Origin of the sequence: Algoriphagus halophilus (assembly GCF_041729275.1) — a bacterium.
Classification (GTDB): domain Bacteria; phylum Bacteroidota; class Bacteroidia; order Cytophagales; family Cyclobacteriaceae; genus Algoriphagus; species Algoriphagus halophilus_A.
The window spans coordinates 3,534,452-3,551,925 of record NZ_CP146486.1 but is presented as its reverse complement, the minus strand read 5'-3'; the positions used below and the strand labels follow the sequence as shown (position 1 = coordinate 3,551,925).

Sequence of the window (17,474 nt, the reverse complement as noted above, 5' to 3'; positions counted from 1 at the left end):
ATCTTTTTTAAGGATTTCCATTTTTTTTGTGCCTTAGAAAGTATCTTTATTTCATGAAAAATCTAATTCTACTATCCTTAGTGCTTCTATTTTTGGCTTCTTGCTCTCCTTCTCCAAAGCCAAAAACAATTTATATAGTCCGCCATGCTGAAAAGCAATTAGAAGGAGATGATCCTGAATTGGCACAGGTAGGACAGATCCGAGCCCAAAAACTCGCACAAATTCTTTCCGACAAGAACATAGAACATATCTACAGCACCAATTACATTCGAACTAAAAGCACTGCAAAACCTACGGCAGATCAACAAGGTTTAGAAATACAGGTATATGATCCTAGAAATCATGATGAGTTAGTAGAAAAGTTGAAGGCGGACGAAGGGAATATCTTAGTGGTAGGACATAGCAACACGGTAGGACAGATCGCTAATTACTTTGTTGGAGACGCTGAAAAATATAAGGATTTAGAGGACATAGAGTATGATTTTATCTATGTAGTTACCGTGGATGAAAATGGCTCTTCTGTGGAAAGAAAAACTTATAAAGACTATTAAACAATCACAATCTCTATTCCTTTTTCCCCCAACTTCTTTTGGAATAAATCTGGGATACCTGCATCGGTAATAATAATGTCCACGTCTTCCAGTTCACAAATTTTCCCAAAACCTTTTTTCCCAAACTTCTTAGAGTCTGCCAAAACGATGGTTTTCTGCACATTCTTGATCATCTGAGCATTTAAATGCGCTTCCATCATATTAGAGGTGGTTAACCCATGCTCCATACTTACCCCATCCACACTGAGAAATAATTTACTACAAGCAAAATTCTGAAGCATTTCTTCGGCATAGTGGCCTACCGCAGAACTACTACTTTTTCTAACCACCCCTCCCAATTGCACCAACTCAACTTCGGGAGAATCTATCAATGCCAAGGTGACATTCATCGCCGCAGTAAGGACAGTCAAAGGAAGATTCTTTGGAATTGCCTGAGCAAAAGCAACCACCGTAGTTCCAGACCCGATTAAAATTGCTTCATTTTCTACCAAATAATCCAAAGCCTTTTCAGCAATCCTATTCTTCTCCTCTACTTGCTCCAGCTTTTTTACGTTGACAGATCGATCTGATACATAAGGTGAAACAGAGGTTGCACTACCATGTGACCTGTAAAGCAAGCCTTTATCTTCCAAGACTTTGAGATCCTTCCGGATTGTCACCATGGTTACCTCCATGCTTTTGGATAGTTCGGAAACAGAAACAAAACCGGCCCTGTTCAATTCATCTAAGATGTACTTATGTCGCTCTGCGATGGTCATTGACTTTCTTTTATAACTTAAAATTAATGAAAACAATAGGAAAGAATAGCATTTCATTAAATTATTACTTTCTTTTTGTTTCTCTTTGTTTCTTTTTTCTTATTTTTAAATCGATTTAGAAAGAAATGAATAGAGAAGAAAATATAAAGCAAATCCAAGACTCTTCAAAAGTCTGGGATATTGCCGTGATTGGTGGAGGGTCCTCAGGATTGGGTGTTGCATTGGATGCCATATCCAGAGGGATGTCTGTTGTATTACTGGAGAAAGCTGATTTTGCCAAAGGCACATCCAGCCGAAGCACCAAACTGGTTCATGGCGGAGTTCGCTATTTAGCGCAAGGTGATGTAATGCTCGTATTGGAAGCATTGAAAGAAAGAGGAAAGTTGCTTAAAAATGCCCCTCACCTTGCGCATGACCAGCCCTTTATTATCCCTATTTATACTTGGTTTGACCGTATACAATACAGCGTAGGTTTAAAACTTTACGATTGGATGTCAGGCCGGTTGAGTCTTGGGAAATCTACTTTCATTTCTAAAAAAGAAACTATAAAGAGATTGCCTGCAGTCCTACAAAAAGGATTAATGGGTGGAGTTGTTTATCACGATGGTCAATTTGACGATGCTCGACTGGCCTTGGATATTGCGCAAACTGCAGACGAAGCAGGTGCTTGCATTTTGAATTATACCAAAGTCAATAACCTGGAGAAAGATTCCTCGGGAAAAATTACCGGATTGAAAATTCAGGACCTTCTAACGAGGAAAAAACACATCATTCAAGCTAAAATGGTAGTGAATGCCACGGGAGTATTTGCGGATAAAATCCTTCAAATGGATAATCCGGAAGCTCCCAAAATGATCCAACCAAGCCAGGGGATTCACTTGGTCATGGACTTGGATTTTTTAGGAGGTTCCGATGCATTAATGATCCCTAAAACCAGAGACGGAAGGGTTTTATTTGCTGTACCATGGCATGGAAAACTTGTCGTAGGTACTACAGATACACTTCGTGAAAAACCCAAACTAGAACCTGAAGCCTTGCAAAAAGAAATTGATTTTGTATTGGAAACGGCCGGAGGTTACCTGACAAGAAAACCCACAAGAGCAGATATAAAAGCTGTTTTTGCAGGACTGCGACCACTAGCCAGACCTCAGGAGGGCAGTACCAAAACCAAAGAAATCTCAAGATCCCATAAAGTGATTGTTTCAGAAAGCGGGCTGGTTACCCTGACCGGAGGGAAATGGACTACCTTCCGAAAAATGGGAGAAGACACGGTGGATCATTTCCAACAAGTAACTGGAGAGAAGCCTGGAGCTAGCACATCTCTGGACATGAAAATTCATGGATATTCTAAGCAGCTTCAAAAAGGCCACTGGCAGCTATATGGATCAGATGCATTGGCAATTCAAGCATTGGCAAAAGAGGAACCAAAGCTTGCTGAAAAGCTCCATCCTGACTTCCCCAATATTGCCGCTGAAGTAATTTGGGCGGTAAGAAATGAAATGGCTGTTAAAGTAGAGGACATCCTATCAAGAAGAATTCGTATTTTGATCCTTGATGCTCAGGCAGCCATTGAAACAGCAGAAAAAGTAGCTCAGTTGATGGCTATTGAACTTCATAAAGACCAGGTCTGGATCTCTCAGGAAATTCAGGATTTCAATAAAGTGGCCGAAAAGTATTTAATTAGAAAGTAGCATCACCAAATGAGATTTTGTTAACCATCAGCTGTCTTGAAAATTAATGACAGCCTATTTTAAATTAGAATGACCCAAGAAAAACCCTACCTGATGGCACTGGATCAGGGTACCACTAGTTCCAGAGCAATCATTTTTGACAAAAAGGGGCAAATTGTTTCCGTTGCCCAAAAAGATTTTAAACAATATTTTCCAGACTCCGGGTGGGTAGAACATGACCCAAACGAAATCTGGACCAGTCAATCCAGCGTCATGGTGGAGTCCCTCATTAACCAAGGGATTCGAGCTGATCAAATCGCTGGAATAGGAATTACCAACCAACGGGAAACCACCTTAATCTGGGACCGAAAAACTGGTAAGGCAGTCTATAATGCTATCGTTTGGCAAGACCGAAGAACCGCCTCCTACTGCAATTCATTAAAAGAAAAAGGCCATGCTGACCTCGTAGCATCCAAAACGGGATTGATCATTGACGCTTATTTTTCAGCCACTAAAATCCGATGGATTTTAGAAAATGTGGAAGGGGCAAGAGCAAAGGCTGAAGCAGGTGAACTGGCATTCGGAACCGTGGATTCCTGGCTGATTTGGAATCTTACTGCGGGTAAAAGCCATATTACTGACATTACCAATGCCAGTAGAACCATGATCTACAATATACACACGCAGGAATGGGATAAAGAACTCTTACAACTTTTTGACATCCCTGAATCATTATTACCAGAAGTTAAATCCTGTAGTGAAGTGTATTGTGAAACTGCCGGAGATGTATTGAGTGTCAAAATCCCTATTGCTGGAATTGCCGGAGACCAACAAGCTGCATTGTTCGGTCAGCTCTGCACCGAGCCTGGAATGGCCAAAACTACCTATGGAACAGGTTGCTTTTTGGTAATGAATACCGGGAATGAGGCTGTAAAATCAGAGAATCAATTATTGACTACCGTAGCCTGGAAAATTGGTGATGAAATAAACTATGCCTTGGAAGGATCCGTGTTCATAGGTGGCGCAGCTATTCAATGGCTTCGAGATGGGATCGAATTATTCCCAAACGCCAAAGATTCTGAAAAGCTTGCCATGAGCTTAGATGATAATGATGGAGTATATTTCGTACCTGCATTGACAGGTCTTGGAGCACCTCATTGGGACCAAAATGCCCGGGGTGCATTTTTTGGGATAACAAGAGGCACCACTAGTGCCCATATGACCAGAGCTGCTTTGGAAGCCATCGCTTATCAAGTTTACGATGTATTGAAGGCCATGGAAAAAGACTCCGAAAACCCACCCAGGAACTGAGAGTAGATGGCGGAGCAACAGCCAATAATTTTATGATGCAGTTTCAGGCAGATTTATTGGATTGCGAAATTAAGAGACCGGAAATCATTGAAACCACCGCCATTGGTGCAGCCTTCTTGGCAGGTTTGGCATTGGGGTTTTGGAAAAGTAGAGAAGAGCTGCAATCATTATGGACAGCAGACAAAAGCTTTACTCCTCAAATGGATGCCAATAAACGAGAAAAATTACTACATTTTTGGCATAAGGCTGTTGAACGCTCTAAAAACTGGGTAGAATAATGAATCCATACATTGCAGAAATAATCGGGACAGGCTTACTCCTCTTACTAGGTTCAGGAGTAGTAGCCAATATGCTTCTTCCAAAAACCAAAGGAAATGGTGGAGGAATTATGGAAATCAGTACTGCCTGGGCATTGGCAGTTTTTGTAGGTGTAGTGGTGGCAGGACCATACAGTGGCGCACACTTAAACCCAGCGGTAACCGTAGGTTTAGCTATTGTAGGGAAGTTTGAATGGGCCATGGTCCCTGGATACATCGCTGCAGAAACATTAGGTGCGATGATCGGTGTCGGGATTGCCTGGTTTTTTTATAAGGATCATTATGAAGCTTCAGATGATCCTGCCCTCAAAGCAGCCCCTTTTGGCACCTCCCCAGCCATAAGAAATCTTCCTCTTAATTTCTTTTCAGAGCTCATCGGTACTTTTGTGCTCATTCTGGTCATATTATATAACACAGGAGCCAAAATAGAGGATGCAACTGAAACTCCCATTGGAATGGGTTCACTTGGGGCAATCCCTGTTGCCTTCCTAGTTTGGGTAATTGGGTTAGCTTTGGGAGGAACCACTGGTTATGCAATCAATCCTGCCCGTGATTTTGGCCCAAGATTAATGCACTCCATATTACCGATTAAGGGCAAAGGAAGCTCCGATTGGGGATATGCCTGGGTTCCTGTTTTAGGTCCCATAGCAGGAGCAGCATTAGCGGCAGGCTTGTATTTAGTAGCAGGAGCATAAAAATAAAAAGGGCTATCTCAAGATTCCATTAAGGTCAGCTGAGCAGTGTCTTAGCCTGTTCTGAGATAGCCCTTTTTCAAGAAATTATTTCAATACCTCTCTGGCAATCACCATTTTTTGAATTTCCGAGGTTCCTTCTCCTATCGTACACAATTTAGAATCACGGTAATACTTTTCTACTGGATAGTCTTTGGTAAATCCATAGCCTCCAAATATCTGAACTGCATCATTGGATACCGAAACACAGACTTCTGAGGCAAAATATTTTGCTTTTGCAGAAGCTAAGGTCACTTTCTCTCCTCTGTTCTTCAAGTCTGCTGCTTTCATGATCAATAGTTTTGCAGCTTCCACTTGGGTAGCCATATCAGCCAATTTAAAGGAAATTCCTTGGTACTTACTGATGGGTTTACCAAACTGCTCTCTTTCCTTTGAATATTGAATAGAGGCCTCCAAAGCACCTTCTGCTATCCCCAAAGACAAGGCGGCAATAGAAATTCTTCCACCATCCAAAACTTTCATCGATTGGATAAAACCTTCTCCTACTTTTCCCAAAACCTGTGATTCGTGAATTCTGCAATCAGTAAAAATCATCTCTGCAGTTTCTGAGGCGCGCATCCCCAACTTATCCTCTTTTCTACCTCCTTCAAATCCTTTGGTTCCTCTTTCAACAATGAAGGCAGTCATTCCGTGGCTATCCCCTATTTCTCCTGTTCTGGCTATCACCACTGCCACGTCACCAGATACTCCATGCGTAATGAAGTTTTTGGCACCATTGATTACCCAATATTCTCCATCTTTTTCGGCAACTGTACGCATATTCCCAGCATCTGAACCTGTATTTGGTTCTGTCAGGCCCCAAGCTCCTAGCCATTCACAGGTTGCTAGTTTTGGTAAATAGGTCTTTTTTTGTTCCTCACTTCCAAAAAGCATAATATGCCCTGTGCATAAAGAGTTATGTGCCGCCATGGACAAACCTATGGATGGATCTAGCTTAGAAAGTTCAACAATAGCAGTTACATATTCTTCATAGCCAAAGCCTGCTCCTCCAAACTCGGTAGGCACTAAAACTCCCATCAGTCCTAATTCCCCTAGTTTTTTAAAAGTTCTTTTGGGAAAAACTGTCGGTCATCCCAATCCTTTCGAAAAGGTGTAATTTCTTTAGCGCCAAAATCACGGATCATTTCCGCGATCATTCGCTGGTTTTCACTTTCTCTAAAATTCATATTGGTAGTTTATTTGGGTCTATCTATTCATTTAACCCTAAGATTCATAATAAGTTTGGATTCCCCAAACCATGACATTATCAAAAAACTTCTGCATTTTCTTAAAAACCCAATGAATCCAACTGCTATTTCTATCAACCCTAGTTAATTCAAATATCTAAGGCTAAAATATCAAGTTTTAATTTCTTTTTTTACGATAAAAAAATGATTTATTTAACTAAAAACCAACTGCTTATAGAGCATGGGACTTCACTTTGATCATCTTTTGATCTAATCACATTTCTTTTAAGCTTATTTGGAATAATCCAATGACAATGACCAGAATTACCTATACCTTATTTACTTCTATCCTTTTTTCAATTCAGATTGCGCAGGGTGTATTTGCCCAGAAAACAAATCAAAATCATATCGATTCTATAAACACGAATTGATCCAACTTAAAGAGGACTTTGAAGGATATCCAAACGGACTAACCAAACGTAAGAACCTATATTATTATCCAGATGGAATAGGTAATTTCTTTAAAATTCGAATGGGCAGATTAGCTGTGTTTGACAAATCCCTCAGCGAAAAAAGACTCGAGAAGCTTGTAAATTAACCTTCCAGAAAATTTAGCAACCCACATTAATTTCTATTCATGAAATCCTTTTTATTTCTATTTGCCAGCCTAATTATCTCTATTTCCACTTTTGCTCAAGACATTGAAGGTCAATGGAACGGGGTTTTGAAAGTTCAAGGCATACAGCTGAGGCTGGTTTTTAATATTGAAAAAACAGAATCTGGCTATAAATCTACCATGGACAGCCCCGACCAAGCGGCTTTTGGAATCCCTGTCAACTCTACGACTTTCCAAAATGGTACATTGAAAATCACTATTTCCAATGCAAGAATTGAATACGAAGGGACTTTAGATGAGGACCAAATCATTATTGGTGTTTTTACTCAGGCAGGCCAGCCTTTCCCATTAAATCTTACCAAAGGAGAGATTTCCAAGGAAGAATCCAAAAGACCTCAGGAACCAACAAAACCTTATCCTTATATATCAGAGGATCTGACATTCGAAAATTCAATAGATGGGATTACGTTAGCTGGAACTCTCACCCTACCCAAAACCGGAAGCAATTTCCCAGCAGTTGTTTTAATCAGTGGAAGTGGTCCCCAGAATAGGGATGAAGAATTAATGGGGCACAAGCCCTTTTTGGTCTTATCCGATTATTTGACTCGAAATGGTATCGCGGTACTCCGTTACGATGACCGGGGAACTGGAAAATCTACCGGAAACCATGGACAAGCTACAAGTGCTGATTTTGCAAATGACGCGGAAGCTGCATTCGCTTATTTAAAAACCAGAGAAGAAATTGATCCCAAAAAATTGGTTTGGCAGGACATAGTGAAGGAGGGATTATCGCTCCCAAGGTAGCAGTTGCCAATAAGGAGGTTGCTTTTTAATCTTAATGGCGGGAACAGGAATTCCTGGGGATGAATTACTCTTGCTTCAACAAAGAATGCTTGGGAAAGCTTCCGGGATGACAGAAAATCAATTAATAGAAAATGACATTATCAGTAAAAAAGCATTTGAGCTCGTCAAAAACTCAAACTCTTTGGAAAGAGACTTATTTGACTTAATGAGTGAAACTTTTAGAAACATTCCCAAAAATCAAATTCCCAACGGAATGACGGAGGCCGATTTTGTCAATGCCCAGGTCAATCAAATGACCAGCCCATGGATGCAATATTTCATTCAATATGATCCTTCTCCAACCTTAGAAAAAGTGACTTGTCCTGTTTTGGCAATTAATGGATCGAAAGACTTGCAAGTTGCTCCTAAGGAAAATCTGGAAGCCATCAAATCTGCGCTTGAGCGGGGTGGTAATAATCAAGTTACTACTGTAGAAATCCCTGAGCTGAATCATTTATTTCAAGAAAGCACTACAGGAATGCCGAGTGAATATGCGTCTATTGAACAAACTTTTTCACCCATTGCCATGGAAGAAATTCTCCAGTGGATTAATGAGCACATTAAATAGAGAGGATGTTATTTCATCCTCTCATAAATTGATTTTACCTCATTGAATTTCTGTTGCAATTCCTCTAATCTCTCATACGCATCTTTACCTGGTTTTTGATCTGCTCTTCCAAGCATAGAACCTAAGTACCTTGCTTGATCCTGAAGCATTGGCTGCATGTAAGTCCCTTCAGGAGTTACCAATTCATAATAAATTTCATCTAGCTGCTTCTTCCTATTCTCTACATTCTTAGCCGGGTTTTCATTTTCAAGCACCATTTTGAGTGTTTCTTGCTCCTCTTCGATAGCCGCGATCAATTGTTCAACCTCATCTCTGAATGATTGAATCTGTAGAGAAAGTCGCTCTTGTTCCGCCACATCTTCATCAGAAACAAGTGTCACTCTTGGATCCAAAATCACATCAAATTTCTCTTCCAGTACCTGATCATCGGCAATCAACCTTGCGGTATAAGTACCTGTAGAAACCATTGGTCCATTTCCTAAGTAAGCCTTTTTCGGATCTTTATCCCACCCACCTTGATGTCTCATATTCCAGTTGAAATGATTCATGCCGGCTTTATTGGGAAGACCTTTTGAAGCAGGAGCTTCAGTGAATTCCGTTGACATATTTCTAGTGGTATCAACTTCAGGTTCTTTGGGGCCATCTGCTTGATAGGCATGAACCACTTCTCCTTTTTCGTTGATTATTTCCATGCGGAGATTTTCTGCTTTATCTTCTAAATAGTAATCCAGATTTGCAGCAGCTCTTGGGTATTCAGGCCCATTTGTTTCACTTCTCTCAGAAAGATAATTTCGGATGGCAGTTTTTGGCTGAAAAACACCACCCCTTGAGAACCGATGCTAGTAATCCCTCTCAAGCTGACCAGATTATCCAAAATCCAGAAACCCCTACCCATGGTGGACATCACCAAATCATCTTGATGAATCTTAATATCTGTAATAGGAGTTACAGGAAGATTACTTTCAAAAGCTGTCCAAGTCTCTCCATCATTCATAGAAATAAATAAACCAAATTGAGTTCCTGCATATAAAATGCCTTCTTTTACTGGATCCTCTCTCATCACCAAAGTGGGATAATCCTCTGGAATTCCATTAGAACCTGTAGTCAATAAGGTCCAGGTTTGGCCATAATCTTCGGTTTTATAAATATAAGGCTTGTCATCTCCTAACAGATAACGCAACACAGAAACATAGGCTTTTGCAGGGTCATGAGGTGAAGGCTCTACCGCATCTACTCTTCCACCTTTAGGCATATTTGGAGTAACATTTTGCCAAGTCTTACCTCCATCTTTGGTCACGTGTACAGGTCCGTCATTTGCACCTACCCAAATCAACCCTTCCTGAATAGGAGATTCTCTAATTGCATAAATGGTACTGTAATACTCCTCGCCAGTTACATCTCGAGTGATCGGCGATCCCGGCACCACCTGAGTTTCTGGATCAAATGCTGTAAGATCAGGTGAAATGATCTCCCAAGTCTTTCCATCATCTGTAGTTTTATGAACATACTGAGAAGTATGATAGACCACATTTGGATTATGAGGAGACACATGAATAGGAGCAACTCGTTGAAACCTGAACTTCAAGTCTTTGGGATTATGCCCGTAAATATTGGTTGCCCCTACATAATATTGCAATTCTTGACCAGAGGTTTTATCATATACCCCAAAACGCCCTTTACAATTAGAATAAACAATATTTGGGTTTCCAGGCTTTGGAACTGCCGGTCCTGTTTCACATCCCCCCACATTAATAATAAAAGAATTAGGCCCAGCTTGCACACTGGAAGGAGGCATACTTGGCACCGCAATCGCACTGTAATTGTCCTGCTGTCCAGCATATAACCAATAAGGATATTGATCATCAACCTCTACTGTGTACAATTCGGCAGTAGGCTGGTTGAACTGGGTAGACCAACTTTTACCAGAGTTTAATGTGATGTTGGCTCCTCCATCATTTGATTGAATCCAAATGGTAGTATCATTTGGGTTGATCCAGATGTCATGATTATCTCCATGGGGAGTAGAAATGGATTTCCAAGTCTTTCCACCATCAAAGGATCTTAAAAAGCGTAGCGAATTATTATAAACCGTATTGGCATCTTTTGGATTCGCGTAAATATTGGTATAGTAAAAAGGCCTATTAGTCAAATTGGCATTATCGGAAACAAACTCCCAGCTAGCACCTCGATCCGAAGATCGATATAACCCTCCTTGATTTTCCGAAGCCTCAATATTTGCATATACGACATCCGGGTCAGCCGGTGAAACTGCAAAATCGATTTTTCCTGTTAATCCAGTGGGAAGGCCATTGCTGAGCTTATTCCATGTATTACCGCCATCAATGGACTTGTAAACTCCGCCCTCAGTGGAACCTGAAGTAATCGTCCATGGCTTTCGTTCCCCTCTCCAAGCACCTGCATAAATGGTATTTGGATCATCAGGAGCCAATTCCAAATCGGAAACGCCAACACTATCGGAATGATAGAAAACCTTGTCCCAGGATTTTCCTCCATCCATGGTTTTAAAGACCCCTCTTTCTTCATTTTTTCAAATGCCTGACCAATTGCAGCTACATACACAATATCTGGATTATCAGGGTGTATTTCTACCGATCCGATCTGACCTGCATCTTTTAAACCAATGAAATCCCAGGTTTTACCTTCATCCGTGGATTTATATACCCCTTTACCGGTAATAACATTGGAGCGAAGTCCATCTGAACCTGTGCCCACATAAATAATTTCAGGTTGTTTTTGATAAACGGAAATGGCTCCGATGGAAGGAGTAGGGAAATATCCATCAGAGATATTCTCCCAAGTGATCCCATAATCTTCTGTTTTCCATACACCACCTCCAGTTGCCCCCATATAAAACAAAGAAGGTTTTGAAGCAACCCCGGCAACGGCAGTCACTCTACCTCCACGTAAAGGCCCCACATTTCGAAATTTATATGAATTCAATAAAGGAGTGAGATCTTGGGAAAAGGCCCAAATACTCATAGGTAACAAAAAGGCGGTGGTTAGTAGCTTTTTTAGCATTGCAATTTCAGTTAAAGACAAAATATACTGGGAATTCCGCTTAAAAAACAAGGCAATTATAGGAATGGCCATGGTTCCAGATTACTCCTTCCAAATTCATTCTGATTTTATGAAAGGGAACTCCGTAATTCGAAGTGTAGTGGTCCCGTAGGGTACTAAAACCACCTCTCGACTCTCACCAAGATTTTCAAGTTTTAAGCCTATGGGTACTTCATTGATCAATTTCCAAGAAGGAATTTGATAGGCTGGTAAAGTCAATTGAATGGGGGAGCTTTCAAGGTTCCAGGGATAACTGCCATCCCAAGGGTTTTCTTGCACTTCCACCAAACTTTCTAAGTCATTCAAAGTGGACTCTATTAATCCATAATTCCAGGGGTCTAAAGGATAAACCTCTTGAAAAGCCCGAAATCTATCATTTCTATCTTTTGTTTTCGTTTCTCCTTCAATTTTCAAACTGTAAACCAGTGGACCACGTTCTATCGCCACCATTCCTTCATACCAAGTCGAAGATTTTAATTGCATGGGCAACTTGAGCTCCACCTGGTCTCCGTCCTTCCAGGCTCTCTGAATGATTGCGATTCCATTTGTATGGTCAAAAGCAACAGATTCCCCATTAATTAGGATAGTTGGATTTACCGCCCAATTAGGGATTCTTAAGTGAAATGGAAAATCAGAGGTCGCAGACAGGTTCAACTCAAATTGAACGGATTCTCGAAAAGGAAAACCAGTAGTTTCAGTGAGCTGTAGTTTCTCTCCATTCCCCACTAAAAGTTCTACAGAACTTGGTCCGTACAACAAAGCGGCAACCCCTGCATCGGGGGTAGCATAAAAGAGGTTTTGGACAAACTTAGGCCAAGATTGGTGCATGTTGGTGGTGCAACAAGGGTAACCAGTCAGTTCACCAAATACAAAATCAGTACCCCCATGATGCTCTGTCTCATAAGAGAAATCCATCTCGTCTGAAAGAACTACTTGGTTTGCAGCCTGAAAATATTGACGGCTTGTAAAATCATCAGAGGCTTGGGTAGGTAGGGCATTGTATGTGATTTTTTCCAATAAATCTGCAAAACTGGCATCTCCCGTAATTTTCAGGATAGTTTCCAATGAAAACATTTCCTCGGAAATCGAGCAAAATTCAATTCCTTGTACCGGGCTATTCCCATGTAGGGGTTCATCCCCTCCATACATCCCTTGAGGTTGTCCGTGATATTCTTTGAGCATTGCCAACGCATTCTTAACTGAATTCACCGCACTAGGATCACCTGATTTCTGGTAATAAACCACAGGCTGTTTTAGACCTTGCGCCACATTGACTGTATGTAATCCTGGAACTTGAGCTAAATTCAATCGAGAGATTTCAGCTGGCTCATAAGGGTATCTTTTGCCTTGATTATATTCCCATATATCCGCAAAAACATAGTCATTGGGCTCACTTTCAAATACCTTTTGCCAAGGAAATGTTTGCTCTTGAACCAACTCTCCAAGCTCCAGTAACTTTTGATCACCAGTGATATTGTACAACCAATAGATCACTTCCAAGTTGTCTCCAGCCCTACGATTAGCCCAAAACGAAAGTTCATCCAAAGGATGAGAAGGCAATTCATTTAACTGATAATGAAAATACTTGGTAAGCACCTCAATTACCCGGGCATCATTTGTTGCTTGATAATATTGTTTTAGAACCTTAAGCATCACCATCTTTGGCCACCAATCCTTCCTAGGCCCTTTTTGGATACCTGCTTCTGGAGTAGGGTCTTCCTCAAATGGAACAGGTCCTATATACCCACTTTCTGCTTGATGGGTCAATGTCCAATTCACCCATTTCATGGCTTTACCCTTCAGTTCCTCATCTTCTAAAATAAATGCCAAAGGTAGCAAGCCGTCAATCCAGTAAGGCCCACGCTCCCAACCATCTCCATCTCCTCCTAACCAGCCATTTCGCTCCCCTACCACTTCGGAATACACAATATCCAGATTTCCAGTCATACCACTTGCCATTCTTTCCAATTGTTCCTTTAACCAACCATTGGGTTTAATACTTCCCAGAGGAAGTTCCAAATAGGGATTAGGTCTCAAAGGAGCCCGATTGTTCAAATAATGGGGCTGTAAGGTGGTCTTTTTCTGAGAGCTTTCAGAATTACAAGAGAATAACCCTATGAAAAAGAGAACTATTGACCATCTGAAGTAAAAGTCTTTTCGCATTGATCTTTGAAAGGTTGGTTTCATATTAATATAAATATACATTTCTCAAAGGCCATCCTCTTACCATCCACAGAAATCCATTTCGTAAATCACCTCAAAATCTTGCATCCTTTGTTTGTAGAGATGTAAAACATAAGATAATTTGGGTACTCCTCTAACTTAGATCGACATGTCTCTATACTATTTTTGTAGATTTCTTTTACTCTCTTTTTTGATTTCTACTATTCCCGCAATAGCTCAAAAAACTAGTCCATCTCTGTTTATTTCGAAAGATCCAGAAACCAGCATCCCACTACTTCAAGCAGTCCAGATTGAATTTTTGAAAGTGGCGGATGAAGTTGCCGCCTTACCAACTTTACCTCGTGAATTGACTGGAAGGAGGTTACTAAGTGTAAGTAGGGCTTATTTGAAACGGATTACCTATTTAGGCTATGCCTTTCAGCTTACTGCTGATGAAAAATACTTAAAGGCAATTGAAAAAAATCTATTGGCAGCAGCTGATTTTCAAGATTGGAACCCTTCACATTTTTTGGACGTAGCTGAAATGACCATGGCCATGGGGATTGGTTATGACTGGGTACATGAAGACTTATCCGAGGAATCAGCACAAAAAATAAGGGAAGCCATTGTGGAGAAAGGACTAAAACCATCCTTGGCTGAAGATTATTGGTGGATCAACACTACGAATAATTGGAATCAAGTCTGCCATGCTTCTCTTGCGGTAGGAGCTTGGGCTGTAGCTGAAAATTATCCTGAATTGACAAACCAAATTCTAGCTCGATCGGAAGAAAAAATTCCTATTCCAGAAGCCCAATACAATCCGGATGGAGCTTATCCTGAAGGCACTTCCTATTGGGAATATGGCACTACCTTCCATGTACTTTACCTTGATGCATTTCAGAAAAAACATCCAGAATTGGTATTGCCTGTTTCTAAAGGATTTTTGAAAACCGGGAATTATTTTCTACATGCCCATGGACCTATGGGTAGCTTCAACTATTCTGATTCCAGACAAAGTGAGGTGATGTCAGCAGGGATGTATTGGTTTGCATCCAAGTCCCAGCAGCCCAGTTTACTATTTAAACAGATCCCCTTGATTCAGGAATTTTTGGATCAAAAGAGAACTTTGGATCCAGCGAATACTTCGAATCGTTTTTTCGTATTCTTAATGATCTGGCTTTCAGAATTGGATACCACACTTATCCCTACTCCAGCCCAATTGACCTGGACTGGGAATGGTGAAAACCCCGTCAGTTTCCAAAGAAGTGGCTGGACCAAAGATGCTATTTATGTAGGTACCAAAGCCGGTTCCCCCAAAGTCAGTCATGGACATATGGATATCGGGAGTTTTGTCATGGATGCCAATGGAGTTAGATGGGCACATGACCTAGGGATGAATAATTACAATTCATTGGAATCACAGGGGGTCAATATTTGGGATGGAAGCCAAGACGGGGAGCGTTGGTCTGTTTTTCGGTATACCAATTATTCCCACAATACCTTGGTGGTGGACAGCGCCCTTCAAAACATAGAAGGAAAGGCCGAAATCTTAAAAGTAAAAGATAAAAAGAACCTGAAATCCACCTCTTTGGATTTTTCTGAAGTGTATGAAAATCACCTAAAAAGCGCTGAAAGAACCACTCTGATCAAAAAAGGAAGAGAAGTAAGAATTATTGATGAAATTCAAAATAACAGCGATCCTTCGAAAGTTCGATGGGGAATGATGACGTATGATGCGATAATTTTCAATGGAAAGAATCAGGCAGTCATATCGAAAGGAGATGAAAAATTAAAATTGGAAGTGATTTATCCCAAAAATGCCCAACTTCAATTGTACCCTGCCAATCCCACTGCAAAAGGGGAAGAAACGAATGAGGGAATGATTTTAATAGGATTTGAAACCAATCTTTCCCCTGATCAAAAGCAAAAGCTAGAAGTGCGTTTAATCCCCATGGACTAATGCTAATCAATATAGAATTCAAGGAACCATTATTGTGGTAAATCTTTTTTATTGAAAACTATTTTATGGCCGAAATTATTGACTTATCGCAGGAAATCTTTTCGGGAATGCCAACCTATCATTCCCTACCCCCAGTTACAATATCTACCTATGCCACTCATGAACAATGGGATAAAATTGAGAACCCTAGAACCCAAACACCCAGTGTATTAAATCTGGAAATGAGTGAACATACCGGAACGCATGTAGATGCGCTCAACCATATGGGTATAAAATTTTCGAGTGGATCCATTGACAGGATGCCCTTATCCATATTTTACACAGAGGGGATTTGTATTGACCTTTCTCATAAAGGCCTTCAAGAATTAATTAATACCCAAGATTTAAAAACTGCCTTGGAAAAAGCAATCTTCAGATCAAGAAAGGAGATACTGTTTTACTTTATACCGATCATTATCGGAAACACTACCGTACCGAGAATTGGGGAAAAGGTCCTGGATTAACTGCAGAAGCTACTCGATGGTTAGGCGATCAAAAAATTGCTGCATTTGGAGTGGAAACCATGTCTCCTGGTATTCCTAAAATCACCAATAAAGAGGTGCATCATATCTGTGGAGAATTGAGCTTTACACATTATGAGAATATGATCAATTTAGATCAACTCATAGGAAGAGGGAGGTTTCGATTTATAGCTTTACCTTTAAAAATCAAAGGTGGTACAGGGTCACCAGTAAGGGCAGTGGCAGTATTTGAGTAAGCTCACAGTTTTTTTACTTTTTTTCAAATCTACATAGGGGTAAGCATCTTCTGAGTTGTCCTATTTATAAAAACCATTCAAAACCTTATCTTGCATGAACAGCAAAATGCCTCCATGCAAACAAGCGATCAAATGATTTTTCAGTCGATCAAGTCAGGTGATGAAAAAGCACTGGAGATGTTATTTAAAGAATATTATCAGCCCTTATGTCGCTATGCGAATTCCTATCTGGAAGATCCTGCTGATGCCGAAGAAGTAGTACAATCCTGCTTTATCAAGCTTTGGGAGAAAAAAGAAACCATTTCAATCCAAAGTTCGGTCAAATCCTATCTCTATCAGATTATCCGAAATGCCTGTCTCAATGAGATCAAGCATCAGAAGGTCAAGAAGAATTATGGAGATATGATAACCCAACAGGGAGAACAGCAAAGTGAAGCTTCTGATCAAAGCACTCTGAAAGGAGAATTGGAAGAAAAAATTGCCCTTGCACTTCAATCCTTACCCCAACAATGCCGGTTAATATTCACCATGAGTAGGTTTGAGGAGTTGAAATACCAAGAGATTGCCGATCAATTAAATTTATCGATTAAAACAGTAGAAAATCAAATGGGAAAAGCCCTGAAACTCATGAGGACCCAGTTACAGGAGTATCTTCCATTGATTGCGCTACTACTTCATATCATATTAGAATGATGAGCGAGCAGGAAGAATTCTATATTGACAGCCTTATCGCCAAATACATAGTTGGTGAAATCAGTCCTTCAGAAGAAAAAGAACTGAAGGAATGGTGTGCCCTATCGGAGGAGAATCAAAAAGTGCTGGATGATGAATTATTGATTTTTCAAAAACAAATCTAGGTTCCGACCAGCAGTTTGACGCGGACCTTGCCTGGAGTAAAATTCAACCAAAAATCCATCCGCCTAAAAAAGGAAAGCAAATTTTCTTTACTCCATGGAGGATTGCT

Annotated in this window: 13 protein-coding genes and 3 pseudogenes; 11 read left to right on the top strand and 5 right to left on the bottom strand. The window is 40.5% G+C overall.

What is annotated here, in order from left to right; all coding sequences use genetic code 11:
* Positions 1 to 53: 53 nt before the first annotated feature.
* On the top strand, positions 54 to 551 hold the full coding sequence (locus V8V91_RS18985; RefSeq protein ID WP_373396790.1) for a histidine phosphatase family protein: 498 nt from the start codon (positions 54 to 56) through the stop codon (positions 549 to 551).
* On the opposite strand, the gene V8V91_RS18980 is transcribed toward V8V91_RS18985, so the two are convergent.
* A complete protein-coding gene (locus tag V8V91_RS18980) occupies positions 548 to 1,309 on the bottom strand; it encodes a DeoR/GlpR family DNA-binding transcription regulator (protein ID WP_373396789.1) in 762 nt (253 codons plus the stop codon). The two genes, V8V91_RS18985 and V8V91_RS18980, sit on opposite strands and share 4 nt — an antisense overlap.
* 125 nt (positions 1,310 to 1,434) lie before the next feature.
* On the opposite strand from V8V91_RS18980, the gene V8V91_RS18975 reads away from it, so the two are divergent.
* The 3 genes and pseudogenes from V8V91_RS18975 (at position 1,435) to V8V91_RS18965 (ending at position 5,302) form a co-directional block, all read left to right on the top strand.
* Positions 1,435 to 3,000, top strand: a complete 1,566-nt coding sequence (locus V8V91_RS18975; protein ID WP_373396788.1) for an FAD-dependent oxidoreductase — start codon at positions 1,435 to 1,437, stop codon at positions 2,998 to 3,000.
* A gap of 69 nt (positions 3,001 to 3,069) precedes the next feature.
* A pseudogene (gene glpK / locus V8V91_RS18970) lies at positions 3,070 to 4,568 on the top strand (glycerol kinase GlpK).
* A complete protein-coding gene (locus tag V8V91_RS18965) occupies positions 4,568 to 5,302 on the top strand; it encodes an MIP/aquaporin family protein (RefSeq protein WP_074226779.1) in 735 nt (244 codons plus the stop codon). The pseudogene glpK and the gene V8V91_RS18965 overlap by 1 nt, the downstream one beginning before the upstream one ends.
* Positions 5,303 to 5,386: 84 nt before the next feature.
* Here V8V91_RS18965 and V8V91_RS18960 read toward each other — a convergent pair.
* Positions 5,387 to 6,525, bottom strand: a pseudogene (locus tag V8V91_RS18960) (acyl-CoA dehydrogenase family protein).
* A 637-nt stretch (positions 6,526 to 7,162) separates the two neighbouring features.
* On the opposite strand from V8V91_RS18960, the gene V8V91_RS18955 reads away from it, so the two are divergent.
* Together V8V91_RS18955 and V8V91_RS18950 are read left to right on the top strand one after the other, a co-directional pair.
* A complete protein-coding gene (locus V8V91_RS18955) occupies positions 7,163 to 7,945 on the top strand; it encodes an alpha/beta hydrolase family protein (protein ID WP_373396787.1) in 783 nt (260 codons plus the stop codon).
* Between the two features lie 34 nt (positions 7,946 to 7,979).
* Entirely contained in the window at positions 7,980 to 8,552 is a 573-nt protein-coding gene (locus tag V8V91_RS18950; RefSeq protein WP_373396786.1) for an alpha/beta hydrolase family protein, read from the top strand.
* 8 nt (positions 8,553 to 8,560) lie between these two features.
* Here V8V91_RS18950 and V8V91_RS18945 read toward each other — a convergent pair whose 3' ends face one another.
* The 3 genes from V8V91_RS18945 to V8V91_RS18935 all read right to left on the bottom strand — a co-directional run bounded on the left by V8V91_RS18945 (position 8,561) and on the right by V8V91_RS18935 (position 13,793).
* Complete coding sequence (locus V8V91_RS18945) at positions 8,561 to 9,244, bottom strand: hypothetical protein (protein ID WP_373396785.1); 684 nt, start codon at positions 9,242 to 9,244, stop codon at positions 8,561 to 8,563.
* Between the two features lie 23 nt (positions 9,245 to 9,267).
* The gene (locus V8V91_RS18940; RefSeq protein WP_373396784.1) at positions 9,268 to 11,001 is read right to left on the bottom strand and encodes a WD40/YVTN/BNR-like repeat-containing protein; all 1,734 of its coding nucleotides are present in this window, start codon (positions 10,999 to 11,001) and stop codon (positions 9,268 to 9,270) included.
* A 686-nt stretch (positions 11,002 to 11,687) separates the two neighbouring features.
* Positions 11,688 to 13,793, bottom strand: a complete 2,106-nt coding sequence (locus V8V91_RS18935) for a beta-L-arabinofuranosidase domain-containing protein (protein ID WP_373396783.1) — start codon at positions 13,791 to 13,793, stop codon at positions 11,688 to 11,690.
* 169 nt (positions 13,794 to 13,962) lie between these two features.
* On the opposite strand from V8V91_RS18935, the gene V8V91_RS18930 reads away from it, so the two are divergent.
* The 5 genes and pseudogenes from V8V91_RS18930 to V8V91_RS18910 all read left to right on the top strand — a co-directional run bounded on the left by V8V91_RS18930 (position 13,963) and on the right by V8V91_RS18910 (position 17,367).
* Positions 13,963 to 15,753 carry a heparinase II/III family protein gene (locus V8V91_RS18930; RefSeq protein ID WP_373396782.1) on the top strand — a complete coding sequence of 597 codons (1,791 nt, stop codon included), beginning with the start codon at positions 13,963 to 13,965 and terminating at the stop codon, positions 15,751 to 15,753.
* A gap of 65 nt (positions 15,754 to 15,818) precedes the next feature.
* Positions 15,819 to 16,261 (top strand): annotated as a pseudogene (locus V8V91_RS18925) (cyclase family protein); the annotation flags it as partial.
* 54 nt (positions 16,262 to 16,315) lie between these two features.
* On the top strand, positions 16,316 to 16,510 hold the full coding sequence (locus tag V8V91_RS18920; protein WP_373400858.1) for a hypothetical protein: 195 nt from the start codon (positions 16,316 to 16,318) through the stop codon (positions 16,508 to 16,510).
* Positions 16,511 to 16,600: 90 nt separating this feature from the next.
* A complete protein-coding gene (locus V8V91_RS18915) occupies positions 16,601 to 17,203 on the top strand; it encodes an RNA polymerase sigma-70 factor (RefSeq protein ID WP_373396781.1) in 603 nt (200 codons plus the stop codon).
* Positions 17,200 to 17,367 (top strand): hypothetical protein, encoded by a 168-nt coding sequence (locus V8V91_RS18910; protein WP_373396780.1) that lies wholly within the window; start codon positions 17,200 to 17,202, stop codon positions 17,365 to 17,367. Before V8V91_RS18915 ends, V8V91_RS18910 begins: the two co-directional genes overlap by 4 nt.
* Positions 17,368 to 17,474 lie beyond the last annotated feature (107 nt).

Excerpts from the sequence above, each read along its gene's own strand:
- V8V91_RS18950 (WP_373396786.1), top strand. The coding sequence starts at position 7,980 with ATGGCGGGAACAGGAATTCCTGGGGATGAATTACTCTTGCTTCAACAA.
- V8V91_RS18955 (WP_373396787.1), top strand. The coding sequence starts at position 7,163 with ATGAAATCCTTTTTATTTCTATTTGCCAGCCTAATTATCTCTATTTCC.
- V8V91_RS18920 (WP_373400858.1), top strand. The coding sequence starts at position 16,316 with ATGTCTCCTGGTATTCCTAAAATCACCAATAAAGAGGTGCATCATATC.
- V8V91_RS18965 (WP_074226779.1), top strand. The coding sequence starts at position 4,568 with ATGAATCCATACATTGCAGAAATAATCGGGACAGGCTTACTCCTCTTA.
- V8V91_RS18985 (WP_373396790.1), top strand. The coding sequence starts at position 54 with ATGAAAAATCTAATTCTACTATCCTTAGTGCTTCTATTTTTGGCTTCT.
- V8V91_RS18975 (WP_373396788.1), top strand. The coding sequence starts at position 1,435 with ATGAATAGAGAAGAAAATATAAAGCAAATCCAAGACTCTTCAAAAGTC.
- V8V91_RS18930 (WP_373396782.1), top strand. The coding sequence starts at position 13,963 with ATGTCTCTATACTATTTTTGTAGATTTCTTTTACTCTCTTTTTTGATT.
- V8V91_RS18935 (WP_373396783.1), bottom strand. The coding sequence starts at position 13,793 with ATGCGAAAAGACTTTTACTTCAGATGGTCAATAGTTCTCTTTTTCATA.
- V8V91_RS18980 (WP_373396789.1), bottom strand. The coding sequence starts at position 1,309 with ATGACCATCGCAGAGCGACATAAGTACATCTTAGATGAATTGAACAGG.
- V8V91_RS18910 (WP_373396780.1), top strand. The coding sequence starts at position 17,200 with ATGATGAGCGAGCAGGAAGAATTCTATATTGACAGCCTTATCGCCAAA.
- V8V91_RS18945 (WP_373396785.1), bottom strand. The coding sequence starts at position 9,244 with ATGGAAATAATCAACGAAAAAGGAGAAGTGGTTCATGCCTATCAAGCA.